This window comes from Spirillospora sp. NBC_01491 (genome assembly GCF_036227065.1).
Lineage (GTDB): Bacteria > Actinomycetota > Actinomycetes > Streptosporangiales > Streptosporangiaceae > Spirillospora > Spirillospora xylanilytica.
On record NZ_CP109432.1, the window covers coordinates 1,475,453 to 1,502,151 of the forward strand.

The following is a 26,699-nucleotide window of genomic DNA, read 5'->3' on the forward strand; positions in this document are numbered from 1 at the left end:
CACACCCGAGATCACCCACAGCCGAACACAAAGATCCACCGGACAGGCCCTAGCGCGCGAGTATCCCGACGCAGTGGTGCGCGCAGTCGACGTCGACCCCAAGGAGAACCCGCGCAGGATCGCCGAACACCTGCTTCAGGAGTTCGCGGGCGGCGACGGCCGCACCGTGGTCGGATACCGCAACGGCACCCGCACCACGCTGCGGGTCCGCCGCGCCGAGCTCGACGGTGAGGTGGCCCCGCCGCCCGGCCTGGGCCGCGAATCGGTGCTCCTGCTGACCGGCGGCGCACGCGGCATCACCGCCGTCGCCGCCCGCGCACTGGCCCGCCTGACCGGCTGCCACGTCGAGCTGATCGGACGGACGCCGGCCCCGTCCGCGCCGGAGGACCCGGCCACGACGTCCGCCCCGGACATGTCCGCGCTTCGCGCCGCCCTGGCCCGCCAGGGCGGCGGAAGACCCACCGAGATCGACGCGGCCGCGCGCCGCATCCTCAGGGAGCGGGAGATCCTGGGCACGCTGGAGGAGCTGCGCGGCGTCGCGGCCTCGGTCCGCTACCACGCCGCCGACGTCCGCGACGCCGACGCGGTACGCGCCATCGTTGAAGACATCCACGCGCGGCACGGACGGCTCGACGGGATCGTCCACGGTGCGGGCCTCTTGGAGGACCGGCTGCTCGGCGACAAGACGCCGGACTCGTTCGCCCGCGTCTACGCAACGAAGGTCGACGGATTCCGCGCGCTGCTGAAGGCGATCGCGCCCGTCGGCACCCAGGACGGGGACGAGCGTCCGCCCGTCGGGTTCGTCGCCGCGTTCGGCAGCGTGTCCGGGGTGTTCGGCAATCGCGGTCAGACCGACTACGCGGCGGCCAATGACGCCCTCGACTCCCTCTGCCACGCGTGGGCGGCGCGGCTGCCCGGCCGCGTCGTCGCGATCGACTGGGGACCGTGGGCGGGTGGCGGCATGGTCTCCCCCGACCTCGGACGCGAGTACGCGCGGCGCGGCATCACGCTGATCGACCCGGACGCCGGCGTCGCGTGCCTGCTGCGCGAGCTGTCCCACGGCCAGGACGCCCAGGTCGTCTACATGTGCGGCGAGACCAACGATGTCTGAGGACGTCGCGATCGTCGGAATCGGTGCGGTGTTCCCCGGCGCGGGGGACGCGACGGCGTTCTGGCGCAACATCCGCACCCGGGTGGACGCGGTCTCGGAGGTACCCGCGCACCGCTGGGACCAAAGCGTCTACTACGACGCCGAGGGCAGGGCCGCACCGGATCGTTTCTACTGCCGGCGGGGCGGGTTCGTCGACGAGGTCGCCGACTTCGACCCGACGAGATTCGGCATCATGCCGGCGGCGGTCGACGGCACCGAGCCGGACCAACTGCTGGCCCTGCGGGCCGCGGCCGAGGCGATCACCGACGCCGGCGGCGAGGACCGGCTCCCCGACCGCTCCCGCGTCGGGGTCATCATCGGCCGGGGCGGCTACCTCACCCCCGGCCTCGCGCGGCTCGACCAGCGCGTCCACACCGCTCACCAGCTCGCCGCCGTGCTGCGCGACCTCGTCCCCGGCCTGACCGGGGACCGGCTCGGCACCGTGCGCGAGGCGTTCCAGAAGGCCCTCGGGCCGGAGGAGTCGATCGGCCTGGTGCCGAACTTCGCCGCCTCCCGTGTGGCCAACCGCTTCGACCTGCGCGGCCCCGCCTACACGGTGGACGCCGCGTGCGCGTCGTCGCTGCTGGCGGTGGACCACGCCGTACGCGACCTGGCCTCCGGCCGCTGCGACGCGGTACTCGCGGGCGGCGTGCACCACTGCCACCACACCACCCTGTGGAGCGTCTTCACCCAGTTGCGGGCGCTCAGCCCGACCGAGACGATCCGGCCCTTCGACGCCCGCGCCGACGGCACCCTGCTGTCGGAGGGCACCGGGATCGTGCTGCTCAAGCGCCTCGTGGACGCGGTCAGGTCCGGCGACCGGGTGTATGCGGTGATCCGCGGCGTGGGCGTCGCCAGCGACGGGCGTGCGACCAGCATGATGAACCCCTTGTCCAACGGCCAGGTGACCGCCGTCGAACAGGCGTGGCGGGCCGCGGGCGTGGACCCGGCCGCCGAGCACGCGGTCGGGCTGATCGAGGCGCACGGCACCGCGACTCCTGCGGGCGACACGACCGAGTTGGAAACGCTGCGGCGGGTGTTCGGCCCCGGCGGCCCGCCGATCGGCCTGGGCACGGTCAAATCGATGATCGGCCACACCATGCCCGCCGCGGGCGTGGCCGGGCTGATCAAGGCGGCACTCGCTCTGCACCACGCAACGCTGCCTCCGACCCTGCACATCGAGGAGCCGCATCCCGGCCTGAGCGGCACGCGGTTCACGCCGATCGCCGAGGCCACTGCGTGGGAGCGCCCGCCCGGGACGCCGCGCCGCGCGGCGGTCAACGCCTTCGGCTTCGGCGGGATCAACGCACACGTCGTCCTCGAGGAGGCACCGCGGGCCGCACGCGCGCGTGCCTCCGCACCGGCCCGGCCGGCCGTCGGCGAGCCGGTCCTGCGGATCGCCGGGTCCGGCCCGCGGGACGTCGCGCGCGTCCTCGCCGCCGCCGACGCCGAGCTGATCGAGCGGTCGGGACGGCAGGTCCCGCCCGGCGACGGGCCCTGCCGGCTCGCGATCGTCGGGCCGGACGCGCGACGGCTCGCACTGGCCCGCAAGATCGTCGCGAGGGGGCGCGCCTGGCGGGGGCGGAGCGATGTGTGGTTCACGCCCCGGCCGCTGCTCTCCGGACCCGAGCAAGTGGCCTTCCTGTTCCCCGGCTTCGAGCCGGAGTTCGCGCCCCGCGTCACGGCCCTGGCCGAACACCTCGGCCTGCCCGCCCCCGAGTTGTCCGGCAGCGGCGAGGTCGTCGAGCACGCACTCGACATCGTCACGGTGTGCCGCTTGTACGCCGCCGCGCTCGCCGAGCTCGGCATCACGCCGGGCGCGGTGGCCGGGCACAGCCTCGGCGAGTGGACCGCGATGATCGTCGGAGGGATCTACCCGGAGGTCGACGCCTTCATCGCCTCGATGCGGCCCGGAATGGTGCAGGTGCCCGACGTCGTGTACGCGGCGCTCGGCGCGTCCGCCGATCGCGTCGCCGGTGAACTCGACGGGTTCGACGACGTGTACCTCAGCCATGACAACTGCCCGCACCAGGCGGTGATCTGCGGTCCGGCAGACCACGTGTCGCAAGTCGTGGACGGCCTGCGCCGGCAGGGCGTGCTGACCGAGACCATGCCCTTCCGCACCGGATTCCACTCCCCGGTGTACGCGCCGCACTTGCCCGCCGCCCGGGCGGTGCTGGAACGGCTGGAGGTGGGTCGGCCGACCGTGCCGGTCTGGTCCGCCACCTCGCTCGAGCCCTTCCCCGCCGACGTCGGCGGCGTACGCGACCTGGTGCTGCGCCACCTCGTCGAGCCGGTGCGGTTCCGGCGCCTCACCGAGCTGCTGCACGACTCGGGCATCCGCGCGTTCGTCCAGGTCGGCCAGGGCAGCCTGGTCGGATTCACCGAGGACACGCTGCGCGACCGCGAGTACCTGGCGACCACCACCGCCGTGTCCACCCGCGACGGGCTCGACCAGCTGCGCCGGGTCGCCGCGGCGCTCTGGGCGGACGGCCTGGCCCCGGACTTCACCCGGTTGCCCGCCCCACCGCCCCCGCGCGCGCGTCCGGGAGGCACCGTGCGGCTGCGCCTCGGCGAGCCGATGGTCCGGCTGCCCGACCTCGACGGCCTCGTCGCCGCGCCCGCTGCCGGGGCAGCCGAGACGGTCGTCGGGAACGGCTCTTCGGTCGTCGGCGAGCTGAACGCCGCGCTCACCGCCACGGCCGCCGCGGCCCGGACGGTCACCGAGGCATGGCTGGCCGCCCCCGGCGACGCGGCTCCCGCGGACGGCGAGGCGGCCATCGGCGAACCGCCGCAGGCCCTCAGCCGGACCAGGGTGTTCTCCCTGGCGACGATGCCGGACACCGTCGACCACTGCGTGTTCCCCCAGGCGCCGGGCTGGCCCGACATGACCGACCGGTTCCCGGTCGTCCCGCTCACCACGATCCTCGAGGTGATGGCCGGGGCGGCCACCGAGCTGGTGCCGGACGCGACGGTGGTCGGCATCACGCAGGTCAGGGCGCTCCGTTGGCTCTGCACCGCGCCCGAGACGACCACCTCCGTGCACGTCACCCGCGGCGACACCGCACCGGACGGTGAGATCCAGGTCAGGGTCCAGATCGAGGGCTACGCGAGTGGCGTCGTACGCCTGCGCGAGACCGGCTGTCCGGACGCACCCGAGCCCTCGCGGCTGACCCTGTCGGATCCCCGGCCCGCGCCCGTCTCCGCGCGGGAGCTGTACGACCGTGACTGGATGTTCCACGGCCCCCGGTTCGCCAGCGTCGCCCACGTCGACGAGCTCGGCAGCGATGGCATCACCGGGAGCCTGACCAGCCTCCCCGCCGAGGGCGCCCTGCTCGACGGCGCGGGCCAGCTCATCGGCCACTGGATGCAGGTCAGCCTGACCACCGACCAGACCGTGCTGCCGACCGGGATCGGCGCGGTGCGGTTCTACGGTCCGCGCCCCGAGATCGGCGCGCGGCTGGACTGCCGCGCCTGGATCCGCGAGATCACCGACACGGAGATGCGCGCCGACGCCGAGATCCTCGACGGCGAAGGACGCCTCTGGTGCCGGATCGACGGCTGGACGACACGGCGCTTCGCCACCGACGAGCGGATCTGGGACGTGAAGCTCCGCCCGCAGAGCGAGACCCTGTCCGAGCCGCACCCGGGCGGCTGGTGCGTCGTCCGCGAGCGCTGGCCCGACACCGGCTCACGCGAGCTGATCATGCGCCGATACCTGTGCGCCGCCGAGCGGACCCGCTTCGAGGAGCTGACGCCCAACGCGCGGCGCGCGTGGCTGCTCGGCCGGATCGCCGCCAAGGACGCCGTGCGGCGGCGGCTGTGGGACCACGGCGCGGGACCCGTCTACCCGGCCGAGATCACGATCGAGGACGACGCGGGGAGGCCGCGCGCGGCCGGGGCGTTCCGCGCGCCGGGGATCTCGCTGGCGCACTGCGCGGGTCAGGGGCGCAGTCCCGGCATCGCGGTGGCGCTGGCCGGGCCGGGCCCGGTCGGCATCGACATCGAGCCCGTCGTCGAACCCGACGACGGCACCGAGAGGGCCACGCTGACCGTCACGGAGCGCCGGCTGCTCCACGACCGGACCGGCGCCGAACGCGCCGCGCTGTTCACGCGGCTGCGGACCGCCAAGGCGGCGGTCGCCAAGGCCCTCGGCACCGGGCTCGGCGGTCGGGCACACGACTTCGAGGTACGCGCGTCCTCCGACCCCACGGACGAGGACCTGGCTCTGGTCGTGACCGCGCCCGACGGCGACGCGTACCTCGCCGGCAGCACAGTGATCACCAGCGGGGCGGCGGCGTATGCCGTGGCCTGGACGTACGGAAAGGACGCGAAGTGAGCACAACGGACACAGTCCTCGGCGAAGTGGTCGAGATGCTCATCGAGATCGTGGGAGAGGATTTCCTCCTCGACGTCGAGATCACCAGGGACACCACGTTCAGCGACGACCTCGCCCTGGAGAGCATCGAGTTCGTCGCGCTCACCGAGAAGCTCCAGCGGCGGTACAGCGGCCGGGTCGACTTCGCCGCCCTCGTCGCCGACATGGACATCACCGAGATCATGGCGATGAAGGTCGGCACCCTGGTGGCCTACGTCGAGGAGCGTACGACAGTCGCCCGGCCGGGAAGCAGAGCCCGGTGATGCCGTACACGACCGTCCGCGAGGCGAGGTTCCACACGGTGGATCCGGCGCCCGACCATCCGGGTGAGCCGGTGATGATGCCGCACGGCCCGTCCACCGGTAGCGCCGCCTCCTGGTACCCGGCCTGGGACCTGCGGAACGGGCCGGCTGCACGGCGGATCACCGCGAGGGTCGAGAACACCACGGTGCCGGCCGGCCTCAGGGCGGAACCACCGGTGACCGGCCCCCTCACCGTCCTACCGGGGGCGGCGCTCACGAAATCGGCTCATGGCTGACGTCCACGCGAACGGCATACGGTTCAACGCGCAGATCCTGGAACCCCAGGAGCACACGGCGGACACGCCGACCGTCGTCTTCGTCCACGGCCTGGTCACCGACAACCTGTCCAGCTTCTACTACACGCTCGCCGGGCCCGCCGTCGTCAACGGGGCCCGCGTGATCCTGTACGACCTGCGCGGGCACGGCCGCTCGCACCGGCCGGAGACCGGCTACACGGCCGACGACGGCGTGAACGATCTGTGCGCGCTGCTCGACGCGCTCGGCGTCGACGAGCCGGTCCATCTGGTCGCCAACAGCTATGGCGGCATCGTCGCCGCCCGCATGGCGGTGACCGAGCCGGACCGGGTCGCCGGGCTGACGCTGATCGAGGCGAGCTGCGCGGGTACGAGCGCCGCCGCCTGGATCGAGGACATGGCCAACACGCTGTCGGTGACCGCACTGCGGCTGGAGTACGACGGGGCACGGAACCAGTACGACAAGGCCGGGCAGCGGCGAATGGCACGCCTGATCGCGCACGCCGACGGGCTGCTGAACCGGACCACCCTGGTGGACGATGTCGCGTCGGAACGGCCGCTGCGCCCGGCCGAGCTGGCCGCGATCCGCTGCCCCGTGCTCGGCGTGTACGGCGAGCGGTCCGAGCTGGTCGGGGCAGCCGCCGAGTTGGCACGTCATGTGCCGGACTGCACGGTCGAGATCCTGCCCGGCCTGGCGCACACCGTCCTGCGTGAGGCGACCGAGATCCTCCGCGACATCCTGCTGACCTGGCTCGCCGAGCAGCGCACGCGGGCCAGGGAACGCCGTGTTCCAGCCGCTCCCCTGACGAAGGAGGGCCCGTGAGCCGCTTCCTGTTCACCGTGCCGCCGCTGACCGGCCACATCAACCCGACCGCGGCGGTCGGCGCGGAGCTGACCCGGCGCGGTCACGAGGTGGCCTGGGCCGGGCATCGAGGCATGCTGGAACCGCTCCTGCCGACCGGTGCCCGTGTACTGCCGGTCACCGATGACGCGCTCGACCGGCTACTGCGCGAGGAGCGTCTCGCGCTGCGCGGCGCCGCGGCGCTGAAGTCCCTGTGGGAGGAGTTCATCGTCCCGCTCGGACAGGCCATGCTCCCCGACGTCGAGGCGGCCGTCGCGACCTTCGCGCCCGATGTCCTGGTCGCCGACCAGCAGGCGATCGCCGGGCCGGTCGCCGCCCGCCGTGCCGGGATCACCTGGGCGACCTCGGCGAGCACGCCGGCCGAGGTGCTGAAGCCGCTCGCGGGCATGCCGAAGGTCGAGGCGTGGATCTCCTCGCTCATGGCCGACTTCCAGGCCGGGTCCGGCCTGGCCGAGGCGGTCGACCTGCGGTTCTCCGACCGTCTCACGCTGGTCTTCACGACCGGGGCGCTGGTCGGCGACGTGTCGCGGTTCCCCGGGCACTGGATCTTCGCCGGTCCCGCGCTGGCCGGGCGGCCCGACCGCGGTACGTTCCCCTGGGACTGGCTCGACTCCCGCCGCAGAGTCCTGGTCTCGCTCGGCACGCTGAACGGCCTGGTGGGCGAGCGCTTCTACCGCGTCGCGGTCGAGGCGCTCGCCGACCTCGGCGAGGACCTGCAGGCGATCATCGTCGCCCCGCCCGGCATGCTCACCGAGCCGCCGCCGCACGTCCTGGTCACCGACCATGTGCCGCAGCTCGCCCTGCTGCCCCACCTGGACGCGGTCGTGTCCCACGGCGGCCACAACACCGTGTCGGAGACGCTCGCGCACGGGCTCCCGCTGGTCGTGTGCCCGATCCGCGACGACCAGCCGATCATCGCGGATCAGGTCGTCGCGGCCGGGGCCGGGGAGCGCGTGCGGTTCGGCCGGGTCCGGGCGGACGACCTGCGCGCGGCGCTCCTCGCGGTGCTCGACGTTCCCGCTTACCGTGCCGCCGCCCAGCGCGTCCGAGACTCCTTCGCGGCCGCCGGCGGCGCCGCGACGGCAGCAGACCATCTGGAGAAACTGTCGTGATCGCCATCCCCCTCGCCGGCCTGCTCATCGGGGGCCTGCTGCTCAACGCGTCGCGCCTGCGCGGTCGCGCCGCGGCCCTGACCGAGCTCGACGCTCCCGGCGACGCCTCCGCCGGTGACAGGGCCTTCCGCTCCCTTGTCGCCGAGGGCGTCGTCCTGGACGAGGAGAGCCGCCAGGCCGCCGCCGCGTACGCCCACCGGCAGGACCACGACATCGTCGACCTCATCCCCCGGGACCTGCCGATATCCGCGGCGCGCGACCTCGTACGACGCATCTCGCGGCCGGACGCCGACGGCCCCGGCAACGGTGTCGGCGCGGGCTCGGCCCTGCTCGGCGTCCCCGGCGTGCTCGAACGCGCCAACGTCACCGAGCCGGACGCGATCTCCACGCCCGACCTGATCAACCTGGCGCGGCGTCTCAAGCACTACGCGCGCGACCGCAGCGCCCTGGCCGTCGCGCCCGCACTTCGCGCGGTACCGGACGACTTGGCACGGCGCCGGTCACGGCTCCGCGCGGGCGGCACGATCGTCCCGATCGACCTGACGCTGGCGCTCGTCCCGTTCGCGCTGCTCGTCGTCGAGGCGTTCCTCTCCTGGCCGCTGGCCCTGGCGTGTCTCGCGGTGTACTGCCTCCAGCCCTATCTCATCTTCGCCGGTACGGCGCTGCGCCCGCGCGGGTTGCACCTGGCGGCCTTGGCCCGTCCGCTGTACGAGGTGTACGTCTGGATGCGGACCGCGACCGGCCGGTGGATGTCGGAGACGGATCGGCGCGATGCCGCCCTGCGCACGGACGCGCGTCCGTACTACGACGCCGAGCTGGCCAAGGGGGTCGAGCGCTTCCTGAAGCCACGGTGCGAGACCTGCCCCTGGTGCGGCGCGAGCGACCTGTCGGTCGTGCTGCGCGGCCAGGATCTCATCTACCACAAGCCCGGGACGTTCACGCTGGAGCGGTGCGGGAGTTGCGGGCACATCTTCCAGAACCCGCGGCTGACGTCAGCCGGGCTGGACTTCTACTACCGCGATTTCTACGACGGCATCGGCGCGGCCGGCGCCGAGAGCGTCTTCATGACCTCCTCGCACGAATACCTGGGCCGGGCCCGGATGCTGAAGCCGTTCGCGACGCCGAAGCGGTGGCTGGACGTGGGGTCGGGGCATGCGCACTTCTGCGCCACCGCCCGCGAGGTCTGGCCCGACACCGTCTTCGACGGGCTGGACCAGGGCGCGGAGATCGAGGAGGCCGCGCGGCGCGGCTGGATCGAGCACGCGCACCGCGGGATGTTCCCCGACCTGGCCGACGGCATCCAGGGCATGTACGACGTGGTGAGCATGCACCACTACCTGGAGCACACCCGCGCCCCGTTCGTCGAGCTGGACGCCGCGGTGAAGATCCTGCCGCTGGGCGGATACCTGCTCATCGAGCTGCCCGACCCCGAATGGCGGCTCGGGCGGCTGTTCGGCAAGTACTGGGTGCCGTGGTTCCAGCCGCAGCACCAGCACATGATGCCGATCGGGAACCTCAAGGAGGCGCTCACCGATCGAGGCCTGGCCCTGGTCGCCGAGGAGCGCGCGTCCGCGCACCAGCGCAACGACTTCGTCACCGCGGCGTACCTGTGGTTCGCCGGGCTCGCTCCTGACCGGACCCTGCCGTGGTTGGCCGAGCGTCGTAGGGTGCGGCACGTCGGGCGCGGCCTGATCTGGACCGTCGGCGTGCCAACCGTGCTCGTCGGCCTCCTGCTGGACCACACGGTGGGCGCCTTCGTCGCGCGCCGGAGCGGCACCGGCAACGCGTACCGGGTGCTCGCCCGCAAGGGGGACGGCGCCCATGGCTGAGGCGGTGCCCCAAGGCGACGAGCTCACGGGGCGTCTGGACCTCGCGCCCGAGGTCCGGCTGGTCCCGGCCACGTTCCACGAGACCTACGGGTACGGGGCGACAGGCGTCTGGCGAGCTCCCGGCTCGCTGACGCTGCTGTCCGACGTCAACGCGAGCATGACCGTGGCGGCGCGCTGGGGCACGATCGTCGCGACACACCCGCGCGAGGACGACACGGTCGAGCTGACGCTGATGAACATGCCGGTCGAGCGCGAACGGGTGGACCTCGCCGACCTCCGCCCCGGCGCGACCGAGCCGTGGGCGGCGCCCGCGCTGAGTGCGGCCTGGGCATTGCGCGCGGCCGGGCACCCGCTCCGCGGCGCAACAATGCTGGCGGGCGTCGACCTGCCCGAGGGCACGGGGCTCGCCGCTCCCACGGCGACTGCGTGCGCGGTGGCACTGGCGCTGCGCGACATGTACGCGCCGACGCTTCCGCTGGGCACCCTGTCCGCTCTGGTGGACCGGGGGCTGCGCGCCTTCGGCGTGACGGGTGGGCGCGAGGCGGGCCGATGCCGCGCGACGCTGCTCGGCCGTCCGGGCACGGCCTACCTGGACGACGGGCCGGACGGCACGCGCGCCCCGCTCGACCTGGAGGCCGCCGGGCTCCGGCTCGTCGTGGCCGACACGCAGAGGCGCGCGGAGTCGCTCCGGCCGGTGGTGGAACGCACACGGCTGAGGGAGGCGGCGACCCGTCTGCGCACCGGCGGCCCGGCCGCGCTGGGGGTGGAGCTCACGGCCGCCCACACCCGGCTGGTCGGCGCGGGCGTGCCGGTGCGCGAGCAGAACACCGTGGTCACGGCGGCCCTGGACGCGGGCGCGCTGGGCGGCCGGATGATCTGGGACGGCCCGGGCCGCCCGGTACTGCTGCTCGTCCGCGCGGAGGACCTGGGCCCGATCCGCACGGCCATCACGCAGGCATGCACGTCCAGCGGCCTGCGATCGCCGCGCCTACTCACGGTGACCCCCTTCGGCCCGGCCACCCGAAAGTAGCCGCCGACCGCTCACCGCACCACCACAACGCCGGTCCTCCTCACTGCTCGGTCTTGGCGGAGTACGCGAGTCGAATCCGACAAATGATCCGTATCTCATTTATCGAAAGACGTTCATGTCCGACCTCCCCGACCTCTCCGCCAAGCCCACATCACCTATCTGCGCTTCCCGAGAGTCAGGCGCCCGGGGCGCGGACCTGCCGGCAGTCCTCGCCCCGAACCCACAGGGAACCTTCGGCCCAGCCGCTCCGGCAGTGGAACGCCTTCCGGGTGTCGCGGTCGACGATGACGAAGTCCTGGATCGGGCCCCAGTGCTCGTTCCCGCAGTCACGCCCGAACACGGTGGGGAGTTCTGCTTCTACCAGCGCGCAGCGGATGACCCTCGGGGCGCGTGCCTCGGCGGCCTGTGCGGAGGGGGCGACGGGGACGGTCAGGGTGAGCGCCGCGGCGGCGGCCACGGCCAGACCGGTGAACGCGGTACGGGTGATCACGGGTGATCCCCTTTCTGCGGCCTCGGGATTGCACTCCCATAAATCTCACCGTTCACACCCATTCAACTACTCTTAGTCTCGGCCACTTGGGTTCGCCACCTGTGGTGAGCGGTGCCGGTCGGTGCGGCGTGGGCGTCCATCACGCCCCGGCAGCCTGACCCGGTCGGCGGGCGTCTGAGCAGCAAAAACCGCCACACCCTTCTGGAGGGTGTGGCGGTTTTCGTCATGCCTGAGTTGCGAGCGCGCGCCGACTTTGCGGCGGCACGGCCGGTCGCGCTAGCCGATGACCGTGTAGCCGTCGTACGCTCCGCCGACGCAGACTCCGAAGTAATCGTTGACGCCGCCGCCGATCCTGCATTCCAGGGCAGTGACTGTCCGGTACGGAATGGTCGGTGCCGCAGTGGCCGGTACCGCAGTGATCACGGTCGCGATCACAGCCGCGATCGAGGCGATGAGGATACGTCTCATGATCAACGCTCTCCTTGGTGATGCTCAGTGGCTGGGTGCAACGTGGAGTCGTTCAGCCGTTGTGGGTCGGCGACGTTCGCAGACCCCAGGGGAGGCGGCCCATGTCGCCTGTGGACGGGGTGGGCACACAGCCAGCCCGCTGGACTGGCGATGTGCCACTGCATTCGCCGGTCGGTCAGGCCCGGGTGCTGAAGTCGTCGCACAGCCGGGTGAGGCCCCAGTGGTAGATGGTGCAACTGCCGGCCTGGTAGTTCGGCGCTTCCGAGGGCACCAGGTTCAGGGCGGTGATGTCGAGGGCACCGGCGTCGCGGGGCTCGTTGCCGCGTTACCGCCTTCTCAGGAGGGCGGTCAGCTCCCGCGCGCCCGCCACGCGGCCATGACGCGCCACGACCTGCTGCGCCATCGCACGGATCGCAGGCCGGTCACGCACTTCCCCGGCCGCCTCACGCGACGCGGCCAGGAGCCGCTGCGCCGTCTGTTCGGGGCGGCCTCGCAGCCACCACGCCCGCGCCATGTCCGTGTGCAGCCGGGCGCGCCTCTCCGGCGTGGCGAACATCGCGGGCTTGAGCTCGTGGCCCACGGCCAGAGCCTTCTCGGGGTCGCCCAACGCCCAATGAACGCTGACCTCATACAGTGCGACCTGGGGGCTGTCGATCCTGGTCCGTCGACCAAGGGCAGGAGTGCCTTGGGGGAGCGAGCGTGCCGCGGCCCGCGCGTCCTGAATCATGTCCAGGGCTCGGTTATCCCCGGCCTGCGCCGTGTTGTAGGCGCTGGTGCACAGCATCTGGGCATACGCGGCAGCATGCTCTGGGGTGGGCAGCCCAGCGGCGTGGATCCGCTCGGCCGCCTGCAATGTGACCTGCTCGGCGATGCGGGGCCGGTCTTCGTGCCGCAGCACGACGCCGAGGGTCCGCGCCGCTGCAGCCTGAGCCAGGACGTCCTCTGAACGGGCGGCGAACAGCGTTGCCCGATCGGCCGTGATGCGAGACTGCGGGCCCATACCGATCTTGTTGAGGGCCTCGGCGGCGAGATCATAGGCCGACGCGACCAGCACATACCCGGCTCGGTCGTCGCTCTGCTCGGCGGCCTGGTGCGCGGCGGCGAGCAACTCGGGCAGACTCCGTACGAGGGCGCTTAGATCACCGGTGTCCCATCTCCGGCGGGCTCGTGTGAGGAGCGACGCTATCCGCTGTGGTGTCGCCGCGCCCTGCACCTCGGGGAGGACTGCCAGCGCGTCGTCGACTTGGAGGAGAGCGGACATTGGGACGGCGAGGCCAGCGGCGGCGAGCAGTGAGCGACGGTGCATGGGATCATCCTCCGGGGCTGCGGCCACAGACGCCACCACCGTAACTGCCGGGCACTGTCCGATCCCTACAAGCTGGGCGAATACCTCGGCCGGGATCTCCAAACGGTTGGCCACGACCCGCGCTTTCACAAGGTCTCGGGTCGCTGCGCTGGTCTCCAGGCGGGAGATCGTGGACCGGGAGTACCCCACCGCCTGCCCGAGATCGGCTTGCCGCCAGCCCTGATGTTCGCGGGCCATGCGGATCACCCCGCCGAGATCCCGTGCATCGACCAGGGCTTGCACTACAGGCGACTGCCAGAAGTGCTCTGAAGACATCACGCCTCACTTAGGGCGCGCGAGGGTCATCCCCACGGTACGCGTGACGATGCCGCTCCCCACAGTGATGTGCAGAATCTGCACACGGGTGCAAGTCCTGCACACGATCACGGATTCGGGTCACTCCCGCGGTGCACTGGGCTCGACGGTGCCACCGCAGGCGCCGCGGACACCCAGGAGGTCCCCATGACCCCGTACGGGCTCATCCATCAGCAGTCGCTCGACCCGGCGTTCACCACCCCGCCGCCGAACCTGACGTACTGCCCGGTCCGGCAGCAGACCCTCGCCAACGGGGTCCCGTTGGCCGCGCAGCCCGACCTGCTGCAGGCGTACTCGGTCACGTGGGGCACCACCGACAAGGACAACAAGACCGACGCGGGCGGCTGACCCGTGAACCGCGGCGCGGTGCTGATCCTCACCGACACCGAAGACCACACCACCGACCTCATCGTCCACGCCCTACAGGAGCGTGACGCGCATGTCGTCCGCCTCGATCCCGGCGCCGGACCGCTCAACATCGACGCCCGCCTCGAGGAAGGCCGGTGGGTGGGCGAGGTCGGGGACCAGCACCGTGCCGCGCGGCTCACCGATGTGGTGTCGGTGCTCTGGCGCTGGCCGGGAACACCATCAGGTCATCCCGCGATCACCAGCCAGGCAGCGCGGGCGTGGGCGGCACGCGAGGACGCCCTCTCGATCCTGGGAGTGCTGCGGACGCTGCCGGTCAGGTGGATCAACCACCCGGCGAGGATCAGCGTCGCCAACGACAAACCAGACCAGCTACTGACCGCCCAGGCGTGCGGGCTCGCCGTGCCCCCGACGCTGATCACCAGCAGCGGCGTTACGGCACGGGAGTGGATCCGGCGCAGGCCGGCTGGCGCCCGCGTGCGGTACAAGGCACAGCACGCCCAGGGCGCCGACCCCGACGCGATGGTCACCGCGGGGATCGCGGAGGCGGCCTCGGTCCCCGACCTGCTCGCCGCGGCGTCGTGCTTCCAGGAGGTCATCCCCGGCCGGTCGATACGGCTCACGGTCGTTGGACCGAAGATGTTCGCCGTGGAGATCTCCGGCACCGACCTGCTCGACTGGCGGCCGGTCCAAGACCGCCTCACCTTCACCCCCGTCCCGATCCCCGCCCGGATCGCGGCCGCCGCAGCCGCCTACCTTCACCGGTACGGACTGGAGTACGGAGCATTCGACTTCATCGCCGGCCCGGACGGGTGGGTGTTCCTCGAATGCAATCCGTCCGGAATGTTCGGGTTCGTCGAGCTCCAGTCGGGCCTACAGATCACTGCCGCGTTCGCTGACCTGCTGCTCACTGTCGGGCAACGAATAGCTGATGCGACTCGGAATCATGCCCGTCCGATGAAACAGTGAGGGAATGGCGACTATGACGACGGTACGGACGTTCTTTGCCCCGCACACCCGCCTCCGCGAGCCCTTCCTGGACGCGCAGCGGGACTACGCCGCCGTTGACGGCTGGCCGGACGCCGACGGCCTCACCCGCCACGACCTGGAAGCCGGCGACTTCACGTACCTGTCGGAGAACCTTCGCCAGGGGACCTTCCCGCGCCCTGGCGTGCGCCCCGGCACCGCCGGCATGGAGTCATGGTGGTGCGAGACCAGCACTGACGGCCAGCCCGAGATGCTCGGCCGCCTCTGCATTCGGCACTACCTCGTCCCGGTCCTCCACCACGTCGGCGGACAGGTCTGGTTCTCGATCCGGCCGTCCCGTCGCGGCGAGGGCCTCGGCGCCGAGCTGCTGCGGGACGCTCTGCCGCGTATCCGCGCCCACGTCGAACGCCCCACCCTCATCGTTGCCGTGAGCAACACTGCTGCTCGGATCACGATCGAGCGCGTCGGCGGAGAACGTGTGTGGGAGCGGCACGGGCGGGTCGCCTACGAGCTGGAGACTCAGGGTTAGCAGGCGGGCTGGCCAGGCCCCACGGTATGCGAGAGCCCCGCTCACCTCGGGTGGGCGGGGCATTTCGCGCGCTGCATCGGATGGTGCCGCGGCCCCGGGCGCGCGCCGTCAACCCGGGGCCGCGGAGTTTATCGGTTGACCAGCCGTTCGGCCGCGATCAGCCGAGGGTCGCCGTCCTCGTCGGGGGCGATGAAGAACTTGCGGACCCGGCCGTCGGGGGCGACGCCGCGCCACCACCCGCCCGCTTCGCGCAGCAGCGTCCCGGCGATCTGGTCGTCCTGGTCGCGGAGGAAGTAGACGCCGTCAGCGCCGCTCAGCCGGTATTCCGTCATCGCTGCCTCCCTCAAGCGCGGCCGGTGCTCCCCCAAGCGGCGGGGGTGTGGAGCACCGGCCGCGCGATCCCCCACCCGGCCGGACGGATTCCCCAGTCCGCCGACCGGGCATCGGGCCGCACGACCCCCGCGCGGGCCGTGCGACATCGGGCGGGCACGGGGGGTTGCTCCCCGGAATGGTTCCGCCGCGCCCACGTTCATCGGTGGGCCCGCAGCTTGGACCGCAGTGCCTCGGGGCTGCTGGCGGACAGGTCGGAGTCGCGGTTCAGGATGGTGCTCGTCGGTGCGCCGCGGCTCGCCCACCACCGGCGCCCGTCCTCGGTCTCGGTGTCGGTGATGGTCCAGTCAGGGAACTCCGCGCGGACCTCGGCCACCGCCCGCTCCGCGCTCGCGGCGGCGCCGGCATGCGCGTCCCCGCCCCGCCGCAACGCACCCTTCACCGTCGTGATCGCCTCGAACGGCCTGTCAGCCTCACACAGCCAGATCCCACCCGCCCACGTAAACCACCACCGGTCCCAATCACCGTCCCGCCGACGGCAATCGAGCCGGACACCCCGGCCGTCCGGCCCGTCCGCCACCCGAAGCAGCCCACTCTTGATCTCGGCCGTGAAGCCCTGGCCGCGGAACGCGACCCCAAGGCTTGCCAGGAGGGCGGGACCGTCGGGCTCGGGTAGCTCCGCCGTGTCGTCTGAGCGAGTCGTGATCATCGTGACCGTCCTGTGCGATGCGGGTTGTGATCCGGTCACGCTCAGCGAACACCCCGCGTAGGGTCGCCCGACAGGTGACAATGACGGAGAAGGGCCCGGACACGACCCTGTCCGGGGTTGCCCGGTCAGCGAATGGTGCACGCAATGACCGATCGACTACGGCCTCCGTGGGCTGCTCGGCTACGGGCAGAACGGACGGCACGCAGATGGTCCCAACCAGACATGGCCCGTGAACTCCACAAGGCGAACGGCTCGCCGTACCCGCCGCTGGAGTCCCTCGTACGGCAGATCCGAGGCTGGGAACGAGGAGATCACCGGCCCGACGAACGAACCCGCGGCCTGTACGCCGCCGCGTTCGATACCCCGGAGATCGACCTGTTCGACATCCCCCGCGACATCGACGACCTCTCCGCGGCCGTGCTGTTCGGCGTTGTCGAGACCCGGGGCGAACGCGGACGCCCGGTCGACGCCGACTACGTCCAGACGATCCGCGAGACGAACCAGCACCTGATCAGCCTGGACAGCCTGTACGGCGGAAACGATCTCCTGCCGCTCAGCCTGCGAATCTTCCGGGCCGCGCACGCCAAGCTCGCCACCGGCCACCACGAACGAGCCATCGAACGCGACCTGGAGGCAGCGACCGGCGAGACCGCCGAGGTGACCTCGTGGATCGCCCATGACGCGGACAAGCAGCACACCGCGCGGCAGGTCATCCACGAGGCGCTCCTCCTGTCGCGCCTGGCCGGCGACCTCAGCATGGAGCTTTTCAACATGTCGCACCTCGCGCTGCTGGCGCTGCACCTGAGGCGATCCCGGGAGGCGCTCAGGCTCTGCGAGGACATGCAGGACGACCAGCGGATGCCGCCGCGCGTCCACGCCCTGTTCGACCTGCGGCGCGCGCGGGCGCTGGCCCAGATGGGCGACCGACCCGCCGCGTTCGCCGCCCTCGACCACGCCACCGGCGCCGTAACCGCGAGCATCACCGCCCGCGACCCGAAATGGACGTGGTGGCTCGACGGGGCCGAGCTCGCCTGGCATCGCGGGATGCTCCACGTGGAGCTCGGCGAGTGGGACCCGGCGATCACGGCTATCACCGAGTCGGCGTCCGGCCGGACGAACGCCCGCCGGCGGGCGTCCACGCGGACCCGCGCCCGGTACAACGATCTGGCCCAACTGCTGGAGGTGCTGGTTCACATAGAGGCGTGGAACGAGGCCGAGCCGGTGCTGATCGAGGTGCTCGACCAGGCCGCGGAGGTCGGCTCGGCGCGGACGACCAACATCCTCACGGGCGTGGTAGACGGCATCGTTCGGCGGCGCGGGCCGTCCGTGATCGTGGACGCAGCGATGGATCTGCGGCGCCTTCTCGACGTAGTCGACCCTGCCGACGATTCGGCAGGGCTACGCTGAGAAGCGCGTGCACCACACGCTTGACGCCCCGCCACCTCACCGCGTGTGAGGGGCGGGGCGTCGGTCTCGTTCGAGGGTCAGCCGGCGACTTCGGCGCGGGCCGCCTCGGAGAACAGCGGATTGGTCATCGCGACGATCTTCGGCACGAACTTGCCCGCACCGCACACCACGCCCTTGGCCTTCTCGTGGGGCGCGAGGGTGGTGGTGTCGATCTGGCCGTTCCCCGCGGCGGCGGTGATGTCGATCTCGTGCTTGGTGCCGCCGGTGTCGACAAGCGAGAAGTACATGGGGTTGACCTCCAGGTTCTTCGCGCTCTGGTTCACGACGGTCACACGCACGCAGGAAAACGCGCCGCCAGTGTCGAGCGGGCCGGGCTTGTGTGCAGTGCGCACGGCAGCGAGCTTGATCCGCGTCGCCTTCTTCTTGCCACCGTTGCCTTTTACGGCGGCGCCCTTCTCCGCCGGCTGAACCGGCGTCGGCTCCTCCTCGAGGTTGCAGGCCGAGGTGAATCCGAGCACGGCCAGCAGGCCGATGATGATGACGCGGATGCGCATGAGGTCCCCTGTCATGACGTGACGGTGGCGGGAGGCATGGCCCTCTGAAGCGCGGGATGTGAGTGTGACGCACCGGGCGGTGCGGCCGTTGCCAGGGGCAGACGGCTGTCACCATCCGGTCATACTCCACGCGCACTAGGAACGCACGCACGAGACGACTCTTGAAGATCATCACGCACCAGGCACGCACAGACGCGAAAAAGGCCGCTCTCCTCTGGCAAGGAAAACGGCCTTCTACCTGCGGGTGGGCGATACTGGGTTCGAACCAGTGACCTCTTCGGTGTGAACACGATTCGACACCTCGAGAGCCCGAGCCGCTACACCACGTATTCCCAGCTCAGAGGATTACTTTGGCCTCCCATCTTCTCTCTTAGAGGGAGATCAAAGCCTTTCCGATCTCCCGCAACTGACGCTGCGGCCAATCCGGGCTGAAGTTGCGGAGAGTAAGTTCAGATCGACCGAGGGATCGCAGGCGGGGTGGCAGGCGTACGCGGGACGTTCGGGCTTCTAGCGGCTTTGGACGGAGAGGAACGCGATCGCCCGGGGAAGGTCCACGACAAGATGGCCGTTAAAGTCCCCCCGGGCTGAAGAGCTGTTGGTGTAGCAGCCGGGACTCGCATGGGGCGACGCGGCGATCGGCCAGGCGCCGCTGGTGCTGGTGCACCTGCGCCGCAACGACACCTTCGCCCGCCTGGCGGCCGTGTTCGGGATCGGAGCGGCGACCGCGCACCGCTACATCACCGAGGTCATCGCGCTGCTGGCCGACCGGGCACCCGATCTGCGCGAGGCGATGCGGATCGCCCAGCGCAAGGCGTTTGTGATCCTGGACGGCACCCTCGCGCCGATCGACCGCCTGTCCGGGCTCAACGACCGCCTGCACTGCAGCGGCAAGCATCACCGGCGCGGGATGAACATCCAGTTCCTGACCGACCCGAACGGCGAGCTGATCCGGGCCTCGTCGGCGCGGCCCGACACATGATCTGACCGCCGCCCGCACCCACGGCATCATCGACGCCCTCACCAGCCGCGCGATCGCCTGCTACGCCGACAATGCCTATGTCGGATCCGGCGGCGTGGTCGGCGCCCCCTACAAGCGGAAGAAGCGCCGGAAGCTGGGCAAACGCAAGAATCTGTTCAACCGGTACCACGCCAAGGTCCGCGCGCTCGGCGAACAGGCTCCGCGACGCTCAAGCGCTGGCACATCCTGCAGAAGACCCGCTGCTCACGCCGCCTGACCGCCATCGTCCAGGCCATCCTCACTCTTCACCACCGGGACAAATGAGGTAGGAATCAGCTCAGTGACATTTGGGATGTTCTGGGGTTGAATATCGGACAATTATCGCGGCCCCGGCGACCGGGGTACCCGGAGGCTGTTGCGGACCCGGGATCGGTGACGGGATCGCGCATCGGATGACGACTGGCGAGCGGGTGCTCTCACCGGTGCTGGTAGGACGGGACGAACACTTGGCTCGCCTCGTCATGGCCGTGACCCGACCGCCCGCGGTCGTGGTCGTCGAGGGCGAGGCGGGCATCGGAAAGTCCCGTCTGGTGGCCGAACTGGAGACCCGGCCTGAGGTCAGCGGCCGGCGCCTGTTGAGCGGCGCGTGCCGGAGCATCCGCGAGCCGTTCCCGCTCGGTCCGGTCGTCGAGGCACTCCGCGACACCCGCGAGCACCTGGCCCCGGACACCCTCTCACCAGTGGCGGGCGCGCTGCGGGGTCTGCTGCCCGAACTCGCCGACGTGCTGCCCGACCCACCGGAGCCGCTTGACGATCGCACGGCCGAGAAGTACCGGGTGTTTCGCGGGCTGTCGGAGGTCCTTTCCGCGCTCACCCCCGCGATCCTGGTGATCGAGGATCTGCACTGGGCGGATGAACAGACCACCGACTTTCTCTCCTACCTGCTGCCTGGCCCGCCGGACGGGCTGTCCGTGGTCCTCACGTTCCGGGAGGAGGAGGCCACGCCAACCCTGCGCACGGCGATCCTGCGGCCTTCGCCATCGGTCACGTACGCGCGGCTCGTGCTGGAACCGCTGGACGCGCGGCAGACCGGACGGCTGGCGGCGGCGATCCTGGCCGCCGGCGAGCTGACCGAGGAGTTCGCCGCCCACCTGTGCGAACGGGCGTCCGGACTGCCGCTGGCCATCCAGGAACTGCTGGCGCTGCTCAAAGCGCGCGGCCACCTGGTGCGGCGCCGGGGCGGCTGGGAGCGCCGCACGCTGGAGGAGCTCGACGTGCCCGTCGGCGTACGCGATCCGGTGCTCGAACGGTTCGCGCGGCTCTCGGACACGGCCCGCGCGGTCGCCGAGGCGGCGGCCGTGCTTCAGGTCCCGGTGCCGATCCCGGTCCTCGGCGCGACCTGCCTGCGGGGACCCGGCGACGCGCTGGACGAGATCCTCGAATCCGGCATGCTCCAGGCACGGGACGGAAGGATCGCGTTCCGGCATGTGCTCGCCTCGCAGGCGGTGTACGAGAGCATCCCGCTGTCACGCGCTCAGAAGCTGCACGCCGCCGCGGCGACCGCGCTGCGGACGCTGCGGCCGATCCCGCTCGGCCAGGTCGCCCACCACCTGCGGCGCGCCGATCGCGTCGACGAGTGGGTGGAGGCCGCCGAACGCGCCGCGGGCCAGGCCACGGAGCTGGGCGACGACGCCGAGGCCGTCCGTCTCCTGGAGGAGGTGCTGCGAACGGCGCCGCTGGAACCGGAACGGCGGGCCGAGCTCGCGGTGCGGTTGGGCTGGGCGGTCCATCGCGTCCTCCGGGTTCCGGACGTGTCCCACCTGATCGAAGGCGCGCTCGATGGTGACCTTCCCCGGATGCTCCGCGGGGAGCTCCGGTTTCTCCTCGCCCTGCACTACCACGTGGTCCGGGCGGATCCGGCCAGCCGGCACCAAGCGCTCGTCGCGGCGGTCGAGGACCTGGACGGACGTCCGGACCTGGCCGCCTGGACGATGGTCGCGCTCGGGATCCCGACCCTCACCGATGTGGCACCGGGCGAGCAACTCGCGTGGGTCGACCGCGCGCTCGCGTTGATCCCGAAGATCGGCAACCCGGATCTGCGGCTGTTCGTGACCGGCAAGGCCGCCATGCTCCTGGTGATCTATGGCGACCCGCGCTGGGCGGTGCTGATGGAGCGGCTGCTCGCCGAGACCGGCAGCAGTCCTGGCAGCTACCAGGAGGCGGACTCCTTCTACTCCATCGGGCTCGGCGGGTGCCTCGGCGGCCACTACGGCACCGCCCGGTCGATGCTGGCCGCCGCACGCGACTGGGCACGGGACCGGTCCGACGAGATGCTGTACCGATGCCGGGCCATCCTCGCGTTGATCTCGTTCTGTACCGGTTCCTGGTCCGAGCTGGACGAGGAGATCGCTGTCCTGCTCGACCGACTCAGCGCGCGCCCGACAGAACGGATCACGGTCGAGGCGGTCGCGGCCGGGCTCGCCGTGACACGCGGTGAGCCGGGCGCTTCCGATCGTGTACGGGACGTCATGGTGCGGGCGGCCGCGTCCGGCGAGATGGACCTGCTGCCACTCCCGGTCAGCGCCCTGCTGCGCTGCGAGGGTACGCGCGGCGACGTCGCGGCGGTGGTCGAGGAGACGGCCGCGCACGTGGCGTCGTGGGAGGCGATGGGCCTGTGGGCGCTGGGGGCACGCGCCGTTCCGGCATTCGTCGAGGCCCTTCTCGGCGCGGGTCGGGCCCGCGAGGCCACCGAACTGCTGAGCCGCTACGAGGCCGCGATGCGGGACCAGGACGCGCCGCTCGCCACCTCGGCGCTACGGCACGCCCGCGGCCACCTCGCGGCGGCGGCCGGGCAGCCGAGGGAGGCGGCGGCGCATCTCGTCGCCGCGGCGGAGTCCTATGACCGGCTGCCGGCCCCGTACGAGGCGGCGCAGGCGCGTGAGCAGGCCGCGGCCTGCCTGCTCGACGCCGGGAACGCCGACGGCGGCACCGTGCTGCGCGCGGCGATCGCGACGTACGAAGGGCTCGGCGTACGCAGAGATCTGGACCGTGCCACCCGCCTCGCGCGTCGCGGCGGTGTGGCACTGCCCGCCCGGCACCGGGGCGGCCACCAAGGGTACGGCGCGCAGCTGTCGCCGAGAGAACGACAGGTCGCGGACCTTGCCGCGTCCGGGCTGATGAACAAGGAGATCGCCCAGGAGCTGTTCGTCTCGGTGAAGACGGTCGAGGGGCACCTGCGGCTCGTGCTGCGCAAGCTGGGCCTGCGGTCCCGCACGGAACTGGCCCGATATCAACGGTCGCCCGACCTCCAAGGGTCGCCCGACACGGCGAACAAGGGTTTTCCCGGGTAGCTGTCCGCGTGGCCGGCGGCGATGGTGTGCGGCATGGCAGAAGCACATTCATCGCGAGATGAGCGGGGATCGGCGGCCGGTGACGAGTCGGACCGTGATCAGGATTCGGCCGGTCCGAGCCCGGTTCCCGTACCGGAGCCGGGCGAGCAGCCGCCGGACGACCCGTCCGATGGCTGGGTGAAGGCGTGAGCCGCACCCGGATCGGGGTCATCTCAGGGCAGTGGGAGGCGTTGTGTTCAGGTACCTGTTGACGGCCGCGAAACGCCCGCATCGGGCGGGTGCGGTCGGTGTGGCGCTCGCGCTGGTCGCCGGGTTGAGTACGTCCGCGGTCGCCGAAACCGCCGACGCGCCACGGGCACGCGCGCCGCGTCCCCCGGCCGTCGCCCAGCCGGCGAAACCGGCGCCGGGCGGGACGGTGACGCTGGTGACCGGCGACCGGGTGCGCGTGGACGCCGGACCGCGCGGTGCGCAGGCGCTGACCGTGCTCCCGCCCGCCGGTGGCAAGGACACCGCCGGTGGCGGGTTCGCCCAGTTCATCTTCCGCGGCGACCAGTACGTGATCCCCGCCGAGGCGGGCCCCTACCTCGGCCGGACGCTGGATCCGCGGCTGTTCAACGTCAGCTACCTGCTACGGGCGAAGCTGGACGACAGACGCACCGGCACGCTGCCGGTGCGCATCGAGGCCACCGCGGCCCGCGCCGAGGACCTGCCCGCGACGAGCGTCACCGGGACCGCCGGCGGCCATGCCAGGGCGAAGGTCGCCAAGAAGGACGCCGGCCGGCTCGGCCGCACCCTGGCCGAGCGTTGGCGCGGCGGCGCGGCGCACCCCGCCGGGATCGGCACCCTGCCCGGCATCGACCGGATCACCCTGGCGCCGCCGAAGGGCGCGCCCGCGCTGCCGGAGGCTCCGGCGCAGGCCGCGCCGCTGTCGGCGGCGACGAAGCCGACCGGCGTCCGCAACCACAACCTCACCGTCAACTCCATCGACTTCAACGGACAGCCGGGCAACATCATCGGCTGGGCGCACAACGTCGAGGACGCGAACGTCGGGTTCTTCCTGATGGACTTCCCCGGCCGGCAGCAGGCCACGTTCAGCGTGCCGGAGGGCACCTACGCCGTCGAGGCCACCGTGCTGACCGGGCCGGGCGACAAGCTGAGCTCGCCGATGGCTTTCGTGACCGAGCCCGAGTTCACCGTCAAAGCCGACACGACGGTCACGCTGGACGCGCGCAAGGCCGTCCCGTACCAGCCCACCGTGGACGATCCGGGCGCGCAGGGGCTGCAGCGGACGGACTCCCTGTGGTTCTCCCGTACGAGCGAGGCGGGCAACGGCAACGCCCTCCACCCCTTCGGCTTCACGGGGTTCGCGCTCATCCAGATGCGGCTCATCGCGTATCCCAGCAAGGGTTCCCCGATGATCTTCGCCACGCCGACGAGACCGGTCACCAAGGGCTCGTTCGATCTCGCGGCCTACACCTACCTCCGCGAGAACGTCGATACCGTACCCGAGCAGCCGACCTCCCTCCCCACCTACATGTTGGGCTTCTCGTTCCCCGGCGGGGTGCCGGCATCGATGTCCCCGAAGGTGCGGTCGGCCGACCTCACCACCCTGCACTCGAAGCTGTACCAGCGTCCGGGCACGACCGGCATGCCGCATCAGATGACGAGCGAGTTCTCGCTGCCGTGGACGATGGGCCGGAACTGGGCATGGGTCAAGCCCGGCGAGCGCACCGACTACGTGTACGGCAACACGCCCGACACCACGGTGTGGCAGCAGCGGGATCTCATCACCGATGACGGTGACTTCCAGAACGTCTGGGGCGAGCGCCGTAAGGTGCGGCCCGGCCAGGTGATCAGCGAGAAGTGGAACCAGGCGCCGCGGGTCTTCGCCGACACGCCGCTCTACCGGGTCTCACCTGCGGTGGGGTTCGGGACGTCGGACACGCTCGTGACCTCGGCGGTGGCGATGGACCGGATCTGCGCCGCCTGCCGCCAGGACAACATCGCGATGGTGAACCTCGGCCTCGGCTATTCGGAGCCCACCCATGTCAACGAGGCGTTCCCCCAGGTCGACAAGGACCTCGTGAGCGCGGAGTTCTACCGCGACGGCGCACTGGCCTTCACCACGACCAATGCGTCGACGTATCTGGGGCCGTCCGGGATGCCGCTCCCGCTGGTGCCGCGCGCGGCCACGTACCGGCTGAAGGCACGGCAGGAGTACGGCACGGACGCGCAGATGTCGGTCACCTCGGACTGGACGTTCCGGTCCGGACCGGCCGACACGGCGGCGACCCTGCCCGACAAGACGGACTGCACGCCGGACCCGTCGCGCGGCTGCTCGTTCCTGCCGATGCTGTTCATCCGGTACGGCGACCTCGGCCTCGACCTGAACTCCCAGGCGAAGGCGGGCGCCCCGCTCGACATCGCGTTCTCCGTGCGCCACCAGCAGTCCCAGTCGCCCCCGAGCGGTGTCACGGCCACCGTCGAGGTCTCCTACGACGACGGCGAGACGTGGAGCGAACCGCGGGACGCGGCGCGGCGCGGCGACGGCTCGTTCGCCACGACCGTCCAGCATCCGGCGCTGAGCGACCCGGCGCAGTACGTGTCGCTGCGGATCATCGCGCGCGACGACGCGGGCAACTCCGTCACCCAGACCAACAGCCGGGCCTACCGCCTCACCGACTGACCGCGGGCGTGCCGCCGCCATGCGGCGGCGGCACGTCCGAAGGGAGCTTCACCATGAACGCCACCCCCCGAACCCGTCCCCCGCGCCTGCGCCGGGCCGCCGTGGCGATGGCGGCCGTCGCCGCCCTGGCCGGGTCCCCGCTCACCGTTCCCGCCGCCGCGCGCGCCCAGGTGTCACCGTCATCGCAACCGGCGTGCCCGGCAGCCGAGGCGGGCACCGCCGACTGCCTGCTACGCGTGATCACCACCGATGATGGCCGGCCCATGCGTCCCACCGACGTGCGGCCCACCGATTTCCCCGCCTACACTCCCGCCGACCTCCAGGCCGCCTACAACCTCCCGTCCGACTGGCTGGGCGGGGGCATGACGGTCGCGGTGGTGGCGCCGCTGGGCTACCCCGCCGCCGAGACGGACCTCGCGGCGTACCGCACCGGCAACGGCCTGGCACCCTGCACGACGGACTACGCCTGCTTCCGTAAGATCAACCAGCGTGGCGGCGACACTCCGCCGCCGGCCAGCACCGCCTGGTCGCTGAACGCCGCGACCGCGCTCGACATGGCCTCGGCCACCTGCCCGAACTGCAGGTTGCTGCTGGTCGAGGCGGACTCTGCACGGTTCGCCGACCTCGGGGCGGCCGTCGACCAGGCCGTGGCCCAGGGCGCGCACGCCGTCGTCACCCCGTTCGGCGGCCCCGAGTACGACGGGCAGCGCGCGGACGCCGAGCACTACGACCACCCGGGCACGGCGATCGTCGCGCCGGCCGGGAGCAACGGGTTCGGCGGCGGGAGCACCGGCACGCAGCCGATCCCGGCCGCCTACCCGTCGGTGATCGCGGTCGGCGGCACCACGTTGTACCCCGACGACACCGCACGCGGCTGGTCCGAGCGGGCCTGGGAGCGCGCGGGCTCCGGCTGTTCCATCACCGAGGCGCGCCCGGCCTGGCAGGGGAAGGGGAGCTGCGGGAACCGCCGCACGGTGGCCGACGTCGCCGCGGTCGCCTCCACCGACAGCCCGGTCATCGTCTTCAACTCCGACCGCGGCGGCTCGCTGCTGACCGCCGGGACCCCGGTGGCCGCCGGCATCATCGGCGGCGTGTACGGGCTCGCCGGACACACCCTCCCCGCCTCGCCCGGCGCGCGCCTGTACAAGAGCGGCAAGTACCTCAACGACGTCACCGCCGGGACCAACGGCTCCTGTCTCGGCGGCTACCTGTGCACCGCGGGCCGGGGTTACGACGGCCCGACCGGCTTGGGCACCCCCAACGGCATCGCCGCCTTCTAGGAGACCAC

General features: G+C 71.8%; 23 protein-coding genes. 17 read left to right on the forward strand and 6 right to left on the reverse strand.

Going from position 1 to position 26,699, the window contains the following annotated elements; all coding sequences use genetic code 11:
• Positions 1–73: 73 nt before the first annotated feature.
• From OHA34_RS07065 to OHA34_RS07100, 8 genes are read left to right on the forward strand one after another with little or no spacing between them, the layout of a single operon-like run.
• Positions 74–1,111, forward strand: a complete 1,038-nt coding sequence (locus OHA34_RS07065) for an SDR family NAD(P)-dependent oxidoreductase (protein ID WP_329521039.1) — start codon at positions 74–76, stop codon at positions 1,109–1,111.
• Entirely contained in the window at positions 1,104–5,489 is a 4,386-nt protein-coding gene (locus OHA34_RS07070; protein WP_329521040.1) for a beta-ketoacyl synthase N-terminal-like domain-containing protein, read from the forward strand. The genes OHA34_RS07065 and OHA34_RS07070 overlap by 8 nt, the downstream gene beginning before the upstream one ends.
• Entirely contained in the window at positions 5,486–5,791 is a 306-nt protein-coding gene (locus tag OHA34_RS07075; RefSeq protein ID WP_285940304.1) for a phosphopantetheine-binding protein, read from the forward strand. The genes OHA34_RS07070 and OHA34_RS07075 overlap by 4 nt, the downstream gene beginning before the upstream one ends.
• Complete coding sequence (locus OHA34_RS07080) at positions 5,791–6,066, forward strand: hypothetical protein (RefSeq protein ID WP_329521041.1); 276 nt, start codon at positions 5,791–5,793, stop codon at positions 6,064–6,066. The genes OHA34_RS07075 and OHA34_RS07080 overlap by 1 nt, the downstream gene beginning before the upstream one ends.
• Entirely contained in the window at positions 6,059–6,907 is an 849-nt protein-coding gene (locus OHA34_RS07085) for an alpha/beta fold hydrolase (protein ID WP_329521042.1), read from the forward strand. Before OHA34_RS07080 ends, OHA34_RS07085 begins: the two co-directional genes overlap by 8 nt.
• Positions 6,904–8,058, forward strand: coding sequence for a glycosyltransferase (locus OHA34_RS07090; protein ID WP_329521043.1), 1,155 nt, complete (start codon positions 6,904–6,906; stop codon positions 8,056–8,058). Before OHA34_RS07085 ends, OHA34_RS07090 begins: the two co-directional genes overlap by 4 nt.
• Entirely contained in the window at positions 8,055–9,887 is a 1,833-nt protein-coding gene (locus OHA34_RS07095) for a class I SAM-dependent methyltransferase (protein WP_329521044.1), read from the forward strand. Before OHA34_RS07090 ends, OHA34_RS07095 begins: the two co-directional genes overlap by 4 nt.
• Positions 9,880–10,917 (forward strand): hypothetical protein, encoded by a 1,038-nt coding sequence (locus OHA34_RS07100; RefSeq protein ID WP_285940309.1) that lies wholly within the window; start codon positions 9,880–9,882, stop codon positions 10,915–10,917. Before OHA34_RS07095 ends, OHA34_RS07100 begins: the two co-directional genes overlap by 8 nt.
• Before the next feature lie 175 nt (positions 10,918–11,092).
• Here OHA34_RS07100 and OHA34_RS07105 read toward each other — a convergent pair whose 3' ends face one another.
• The 3 genes from OHA34_RS07105 to OHA34_RS07115 all read right to left on the reverse strand — a co-directional run bounded on the left by OHA34_RS07105 (position 11,093) and on the right by OHA34_RS07115 (position 13,496).
• Positions 11,093–11,407 carry a hypothetical protein gene (locus tag OHA34_RS07105; protein WP_285940310.1) on the reverse strand — a complete coding sequence of 105 codons (315 nt, stop codon included), beginning with the start codon at positions 11,405–11,407 and terminating at the stop codon, positions 11,093–11,095.
• Between the two features lie 276 nt (positions 11,408–11,683).
• Positions 11,684–11,875: a hypothetical protein gene (locus tag OHA34_RS07110; RefSeq protein ID WP_285940311.1), complete on the reverse strand. Its 192-nt coding sequence runs from the start codon at positions 11,873–11,875 to the stop codon at positions 11,684–11,686.
• A gap of 325 nt (positions 11,876–12,200) precedes the next feature.
• Positions 12,201–13,496, reverse strand: coding sequence for a helix-turn-helix transcriptional regulator (locus OHA34_RS07115; protein ID WP_285940312.1), 1,296 nt, complete (start codon positions 13,494–13,496; stop codon positions 12,201–12,203).
• Between the two features lie 186 nt (positions 13,497–13,682).
• Between OHA34_RS07115 and OHA34_RS07120 the strand changes: the two genes are divergently transcribed.
• From OHA34_RS07120 to OHA34_RS07130, 3 genes are read left to right on the forward strand one after another with little or no spacing between them, the layout of a single operon-like run.
• Complete coding sequence (locus tag OHA34_RS07120; protein ID WP_285940313.1) at positions 13,683–13,883, forward strand: hypothetical protein; 201 nt, start codon at positions 13,683–13,685, stop codon at positions 13,881–13,883.
• 3 nt (positions 13,884–13,886) lie between these two features.
• On the forward strand, positions 13,887–14,870 hold the full coding sequence (locus tag OHA34_RS07125) for an MvdC/MvdD family ATP grasp protein (protein WP_329521045.1): 984 nt from the start codon (positions 13,887–13,889) through the stop codon (positions 14,868–14,870).
• A gap of 13 nt (positions 14,871–14,883) precedes the next feature.
• Complete coding sequence (locus tag OHA34_RS07130) at positions 14,884–15,417, forward strand: GNAT family N-acetyltransferase (protein ID WP_285940315.1); 534 nt, start codon at positions 14,884–14,886, stop codon at positions 15,415–15,417.
• Between the two features lie 128 nt (positions 15,418–15,545).
• Here the strand turns inward: OHA34_RS07130 and OHA34_RS07135 are convergent, their stop codons facing one another.
• Positions 15,546–15,749 carry a hypothetical protein gene (locus tag OHA34_RS07135; RefSeq protein WP_285940316.1) on the reverse strand — a complete coding sequence of 68 codons (204 nt, stop codon included), beginning with the start codon at positions 15,747–15,749 and terminating at the stop codon, positions 15,546–15,548.
• A gap of 197 nt (positions 15,750–15,946) precedes the next feature.
• Positions 15,947–16,189 carry a hypothetical protein gene (locus OHA34_RS07140; protein ID WP_329521046.1) on the reverse strand — a complete coding sequence of 81 codons (243 nt, stop codon included), beginning with the start codon at positions 16,187–16,189 and terminating at the stop codon, positions 15,947–15,949.
• Positions 16,190–16,678: 489 nt separating this feature from the next.
• On the opposite strand from OHA34_RS07140, the gene OHA34_RS07145 reads away from it, so the two are divergent.
• Complete coding sequence (locus tag OHA34_RS07145) at positions 16,679–17,863, forward strand: hypothetical protein (protein WP_329521047.1); 1,185 nt, start codon at positions 16,679–16,681, stop codon at positions 17,861–17,863.
• 77 nt (positions 17,864–17,940) lie between these two features.
• On the opposite strand, the gene OHA34_RS07150 is transcribed toward OHA34_RS07145, so the two are convergent.
• A complete protein-coding gene (locus OHA34_RS07150) occupies positions 17,941–18,417 on the reverse strand; it encodes a DUF4352 domain-containing protein (RefSeq protein ID WP_329521048.1) in 477 nt (158 codons plus the stop codon).
• A 652-nt stretch (positions 18,418–19,069) separates the two neighbouring features.
• Here OHA34_RS07150 and OHA34_RS07155 point away from each other — a divergent pair.
• The 5 genes from OHA34_RS07155 (at position 19,070) to OHA34_RS07170 (ending at position 26,691) form a co-directional block, all read left to right on the forward strand.
• The gene (locus tag OHA34_RS07155; RefSeq protein WP_329521049.1) at positions 19,070–19,396 is read left to right on the forward strand and encodes a transposase family protein; all 327 of its coding nucleotides are present in this window, start codon (positions 19,070–19,072) and stop codon (positions 19,394–19,396) included.
• Positions 19,397–19,424: 28 nt separating this feature from the next.
• The gene (locus OHA34_RS38430) at positions 19,425–19,652 is read left to right on the forward strand and encodes a hypothetical protein (protein WP_432763070.1); all 228 of its coding nucleotides are present in this window, start codon (positions 19,425–19,427) and stop codon (positions 19,650–19,652) included.
• A gap of 175 nt (positions 19,653–19,827) precedes the next feature.
• Entirely contained in the window at positions 19,828–22,725 is a 2,898-nt protein-coding gene (locus tag OHA34_RS07160; protein WP_329521050.1) for an ATP-binding protein, read from the forward strand.
• Positions 22,726–22,957: 232 nt separating this feature from the next.
• Positions 22,958–25,411 (forward strand): hypothetical protein, encoded by a 2,454-nt coding sequence (locus OHA34_RS07165; RefSeq protein ID WP_329521051.1) that lies wholly within the window; start codon positions 22,958–22,960, stop codon positions 25,409–25,411.
• Positions 25,412–25,464: 53 nt separating this feature from the next.
• The gene (locus OHA34_RS07170; protein ID WP_329521052.1) at positions 25,465–26,691 is read left to right on the forward strand and encodes a S53 family peptidase; all 1,227 of its coding nucleotides are present in this window, start codon (positions 25,465–25,467) and stop codon (positions 26,689–26,691) included.
• Positions 26,692–26,699: the final 8 nt, after the last annotated feature.

Excerpts from the sequence above, each read along its gene's own strand:
- OHA34_RS07070 (WP_329521040.1), top strand. The coding sequence starts at position 1,104 with ATGTCTGAGGACGTCGCGATCGTCGGAATCGGTGCGGTGTTCCCCGGC.
- OHA34_RS07160 (WP_329521050.1), top strand. The coding sequence starts at position 19,828 with ATGACGACTGGCGAGCGGGTGCTCTCACCGGTGCTGGTAGGACGGGAC.
- OHA34_RS07100 (WP_285940309.1), top strand. The coding sequence starts at position 9,880 with ATGGCTGAGGCGGTGCCCCAAGGCGACGAGCTCACGGGGCGTCTGGAC.
- OHA34_RS07110 (WP_285940311.1), bottom strand. The coding sequence starts at position 11,875 with ATGAGACGTATCCTCATCGCCTCGATCGCGGCTGTGATCGCGACCGTG.
- OHA34_RS07135 (WP_285940316.1), bottom strand. The coding sequence starts at position 15,749 with ATGACGGAATACCGGCTGAGCGGCGCTGACGGCGTCTACTTCCTCCGC.
- OHA34_RS07080 (WP_329521041.1), top strand. The coding sequence starts at position 5,791 with ATGCCGTACACGACCGTCCGCGAGGCGAGGTTCCACACGGTGGATCCG.
- OHA34_RS07085 (WP_329521042.1), top strand. The coding sequence starts at position 6,059 with ATGGCTGACGTCCACGCGAACGGCATACGGTTCAACGCGCAGATCCTG.
- OHA34_RS07150 (WP_329521048.1), bottom strand. The coding sequence starts at position 18,417 with ATGCGCATCCGCGTCATCATCATCGGCCTGCTGGCCGTGCTCGGATTC.
- OHA34_RS07145 (WP_329521047.1), top strand. The coding sequence starts at position 16,679 with ATGGCCCGTGAACTCCACAAGGCGAACGGCTCGCCGTACCCGCCGCTG.
- OHA34_RS07130 (WP_285940315.1), top strand. The coding sequence starts at position 14,884 with ATGACGACGGTACGGACGTTCTTTGCCCCGCACACCCGCCTCCGCGAG.
- OHA34_RS07170 (WP_329521052.1), top strand. The coding sequence starts at position 25,465 with ATGAACGCCACCCCCCGAACCCGTCCCCCGCGCCTGCGCCGGGCCGCC.
- OHA34_RS07120 (WP_285940313.1), top strand. The coding sequence starts at position 13,683 with ATGACCCCGTACGGGCTCATCCATCAGCAGTCGCTCGACCCGGCGTTC.
- OHA34_RS07115 (WP_285940312.1), bottom strand. The coding sequence starts at position 13,496 with ATGTCTTCAGAGCACTTCTGGCAGTCGCCTGTAGTGCAAGCCCTGGTC.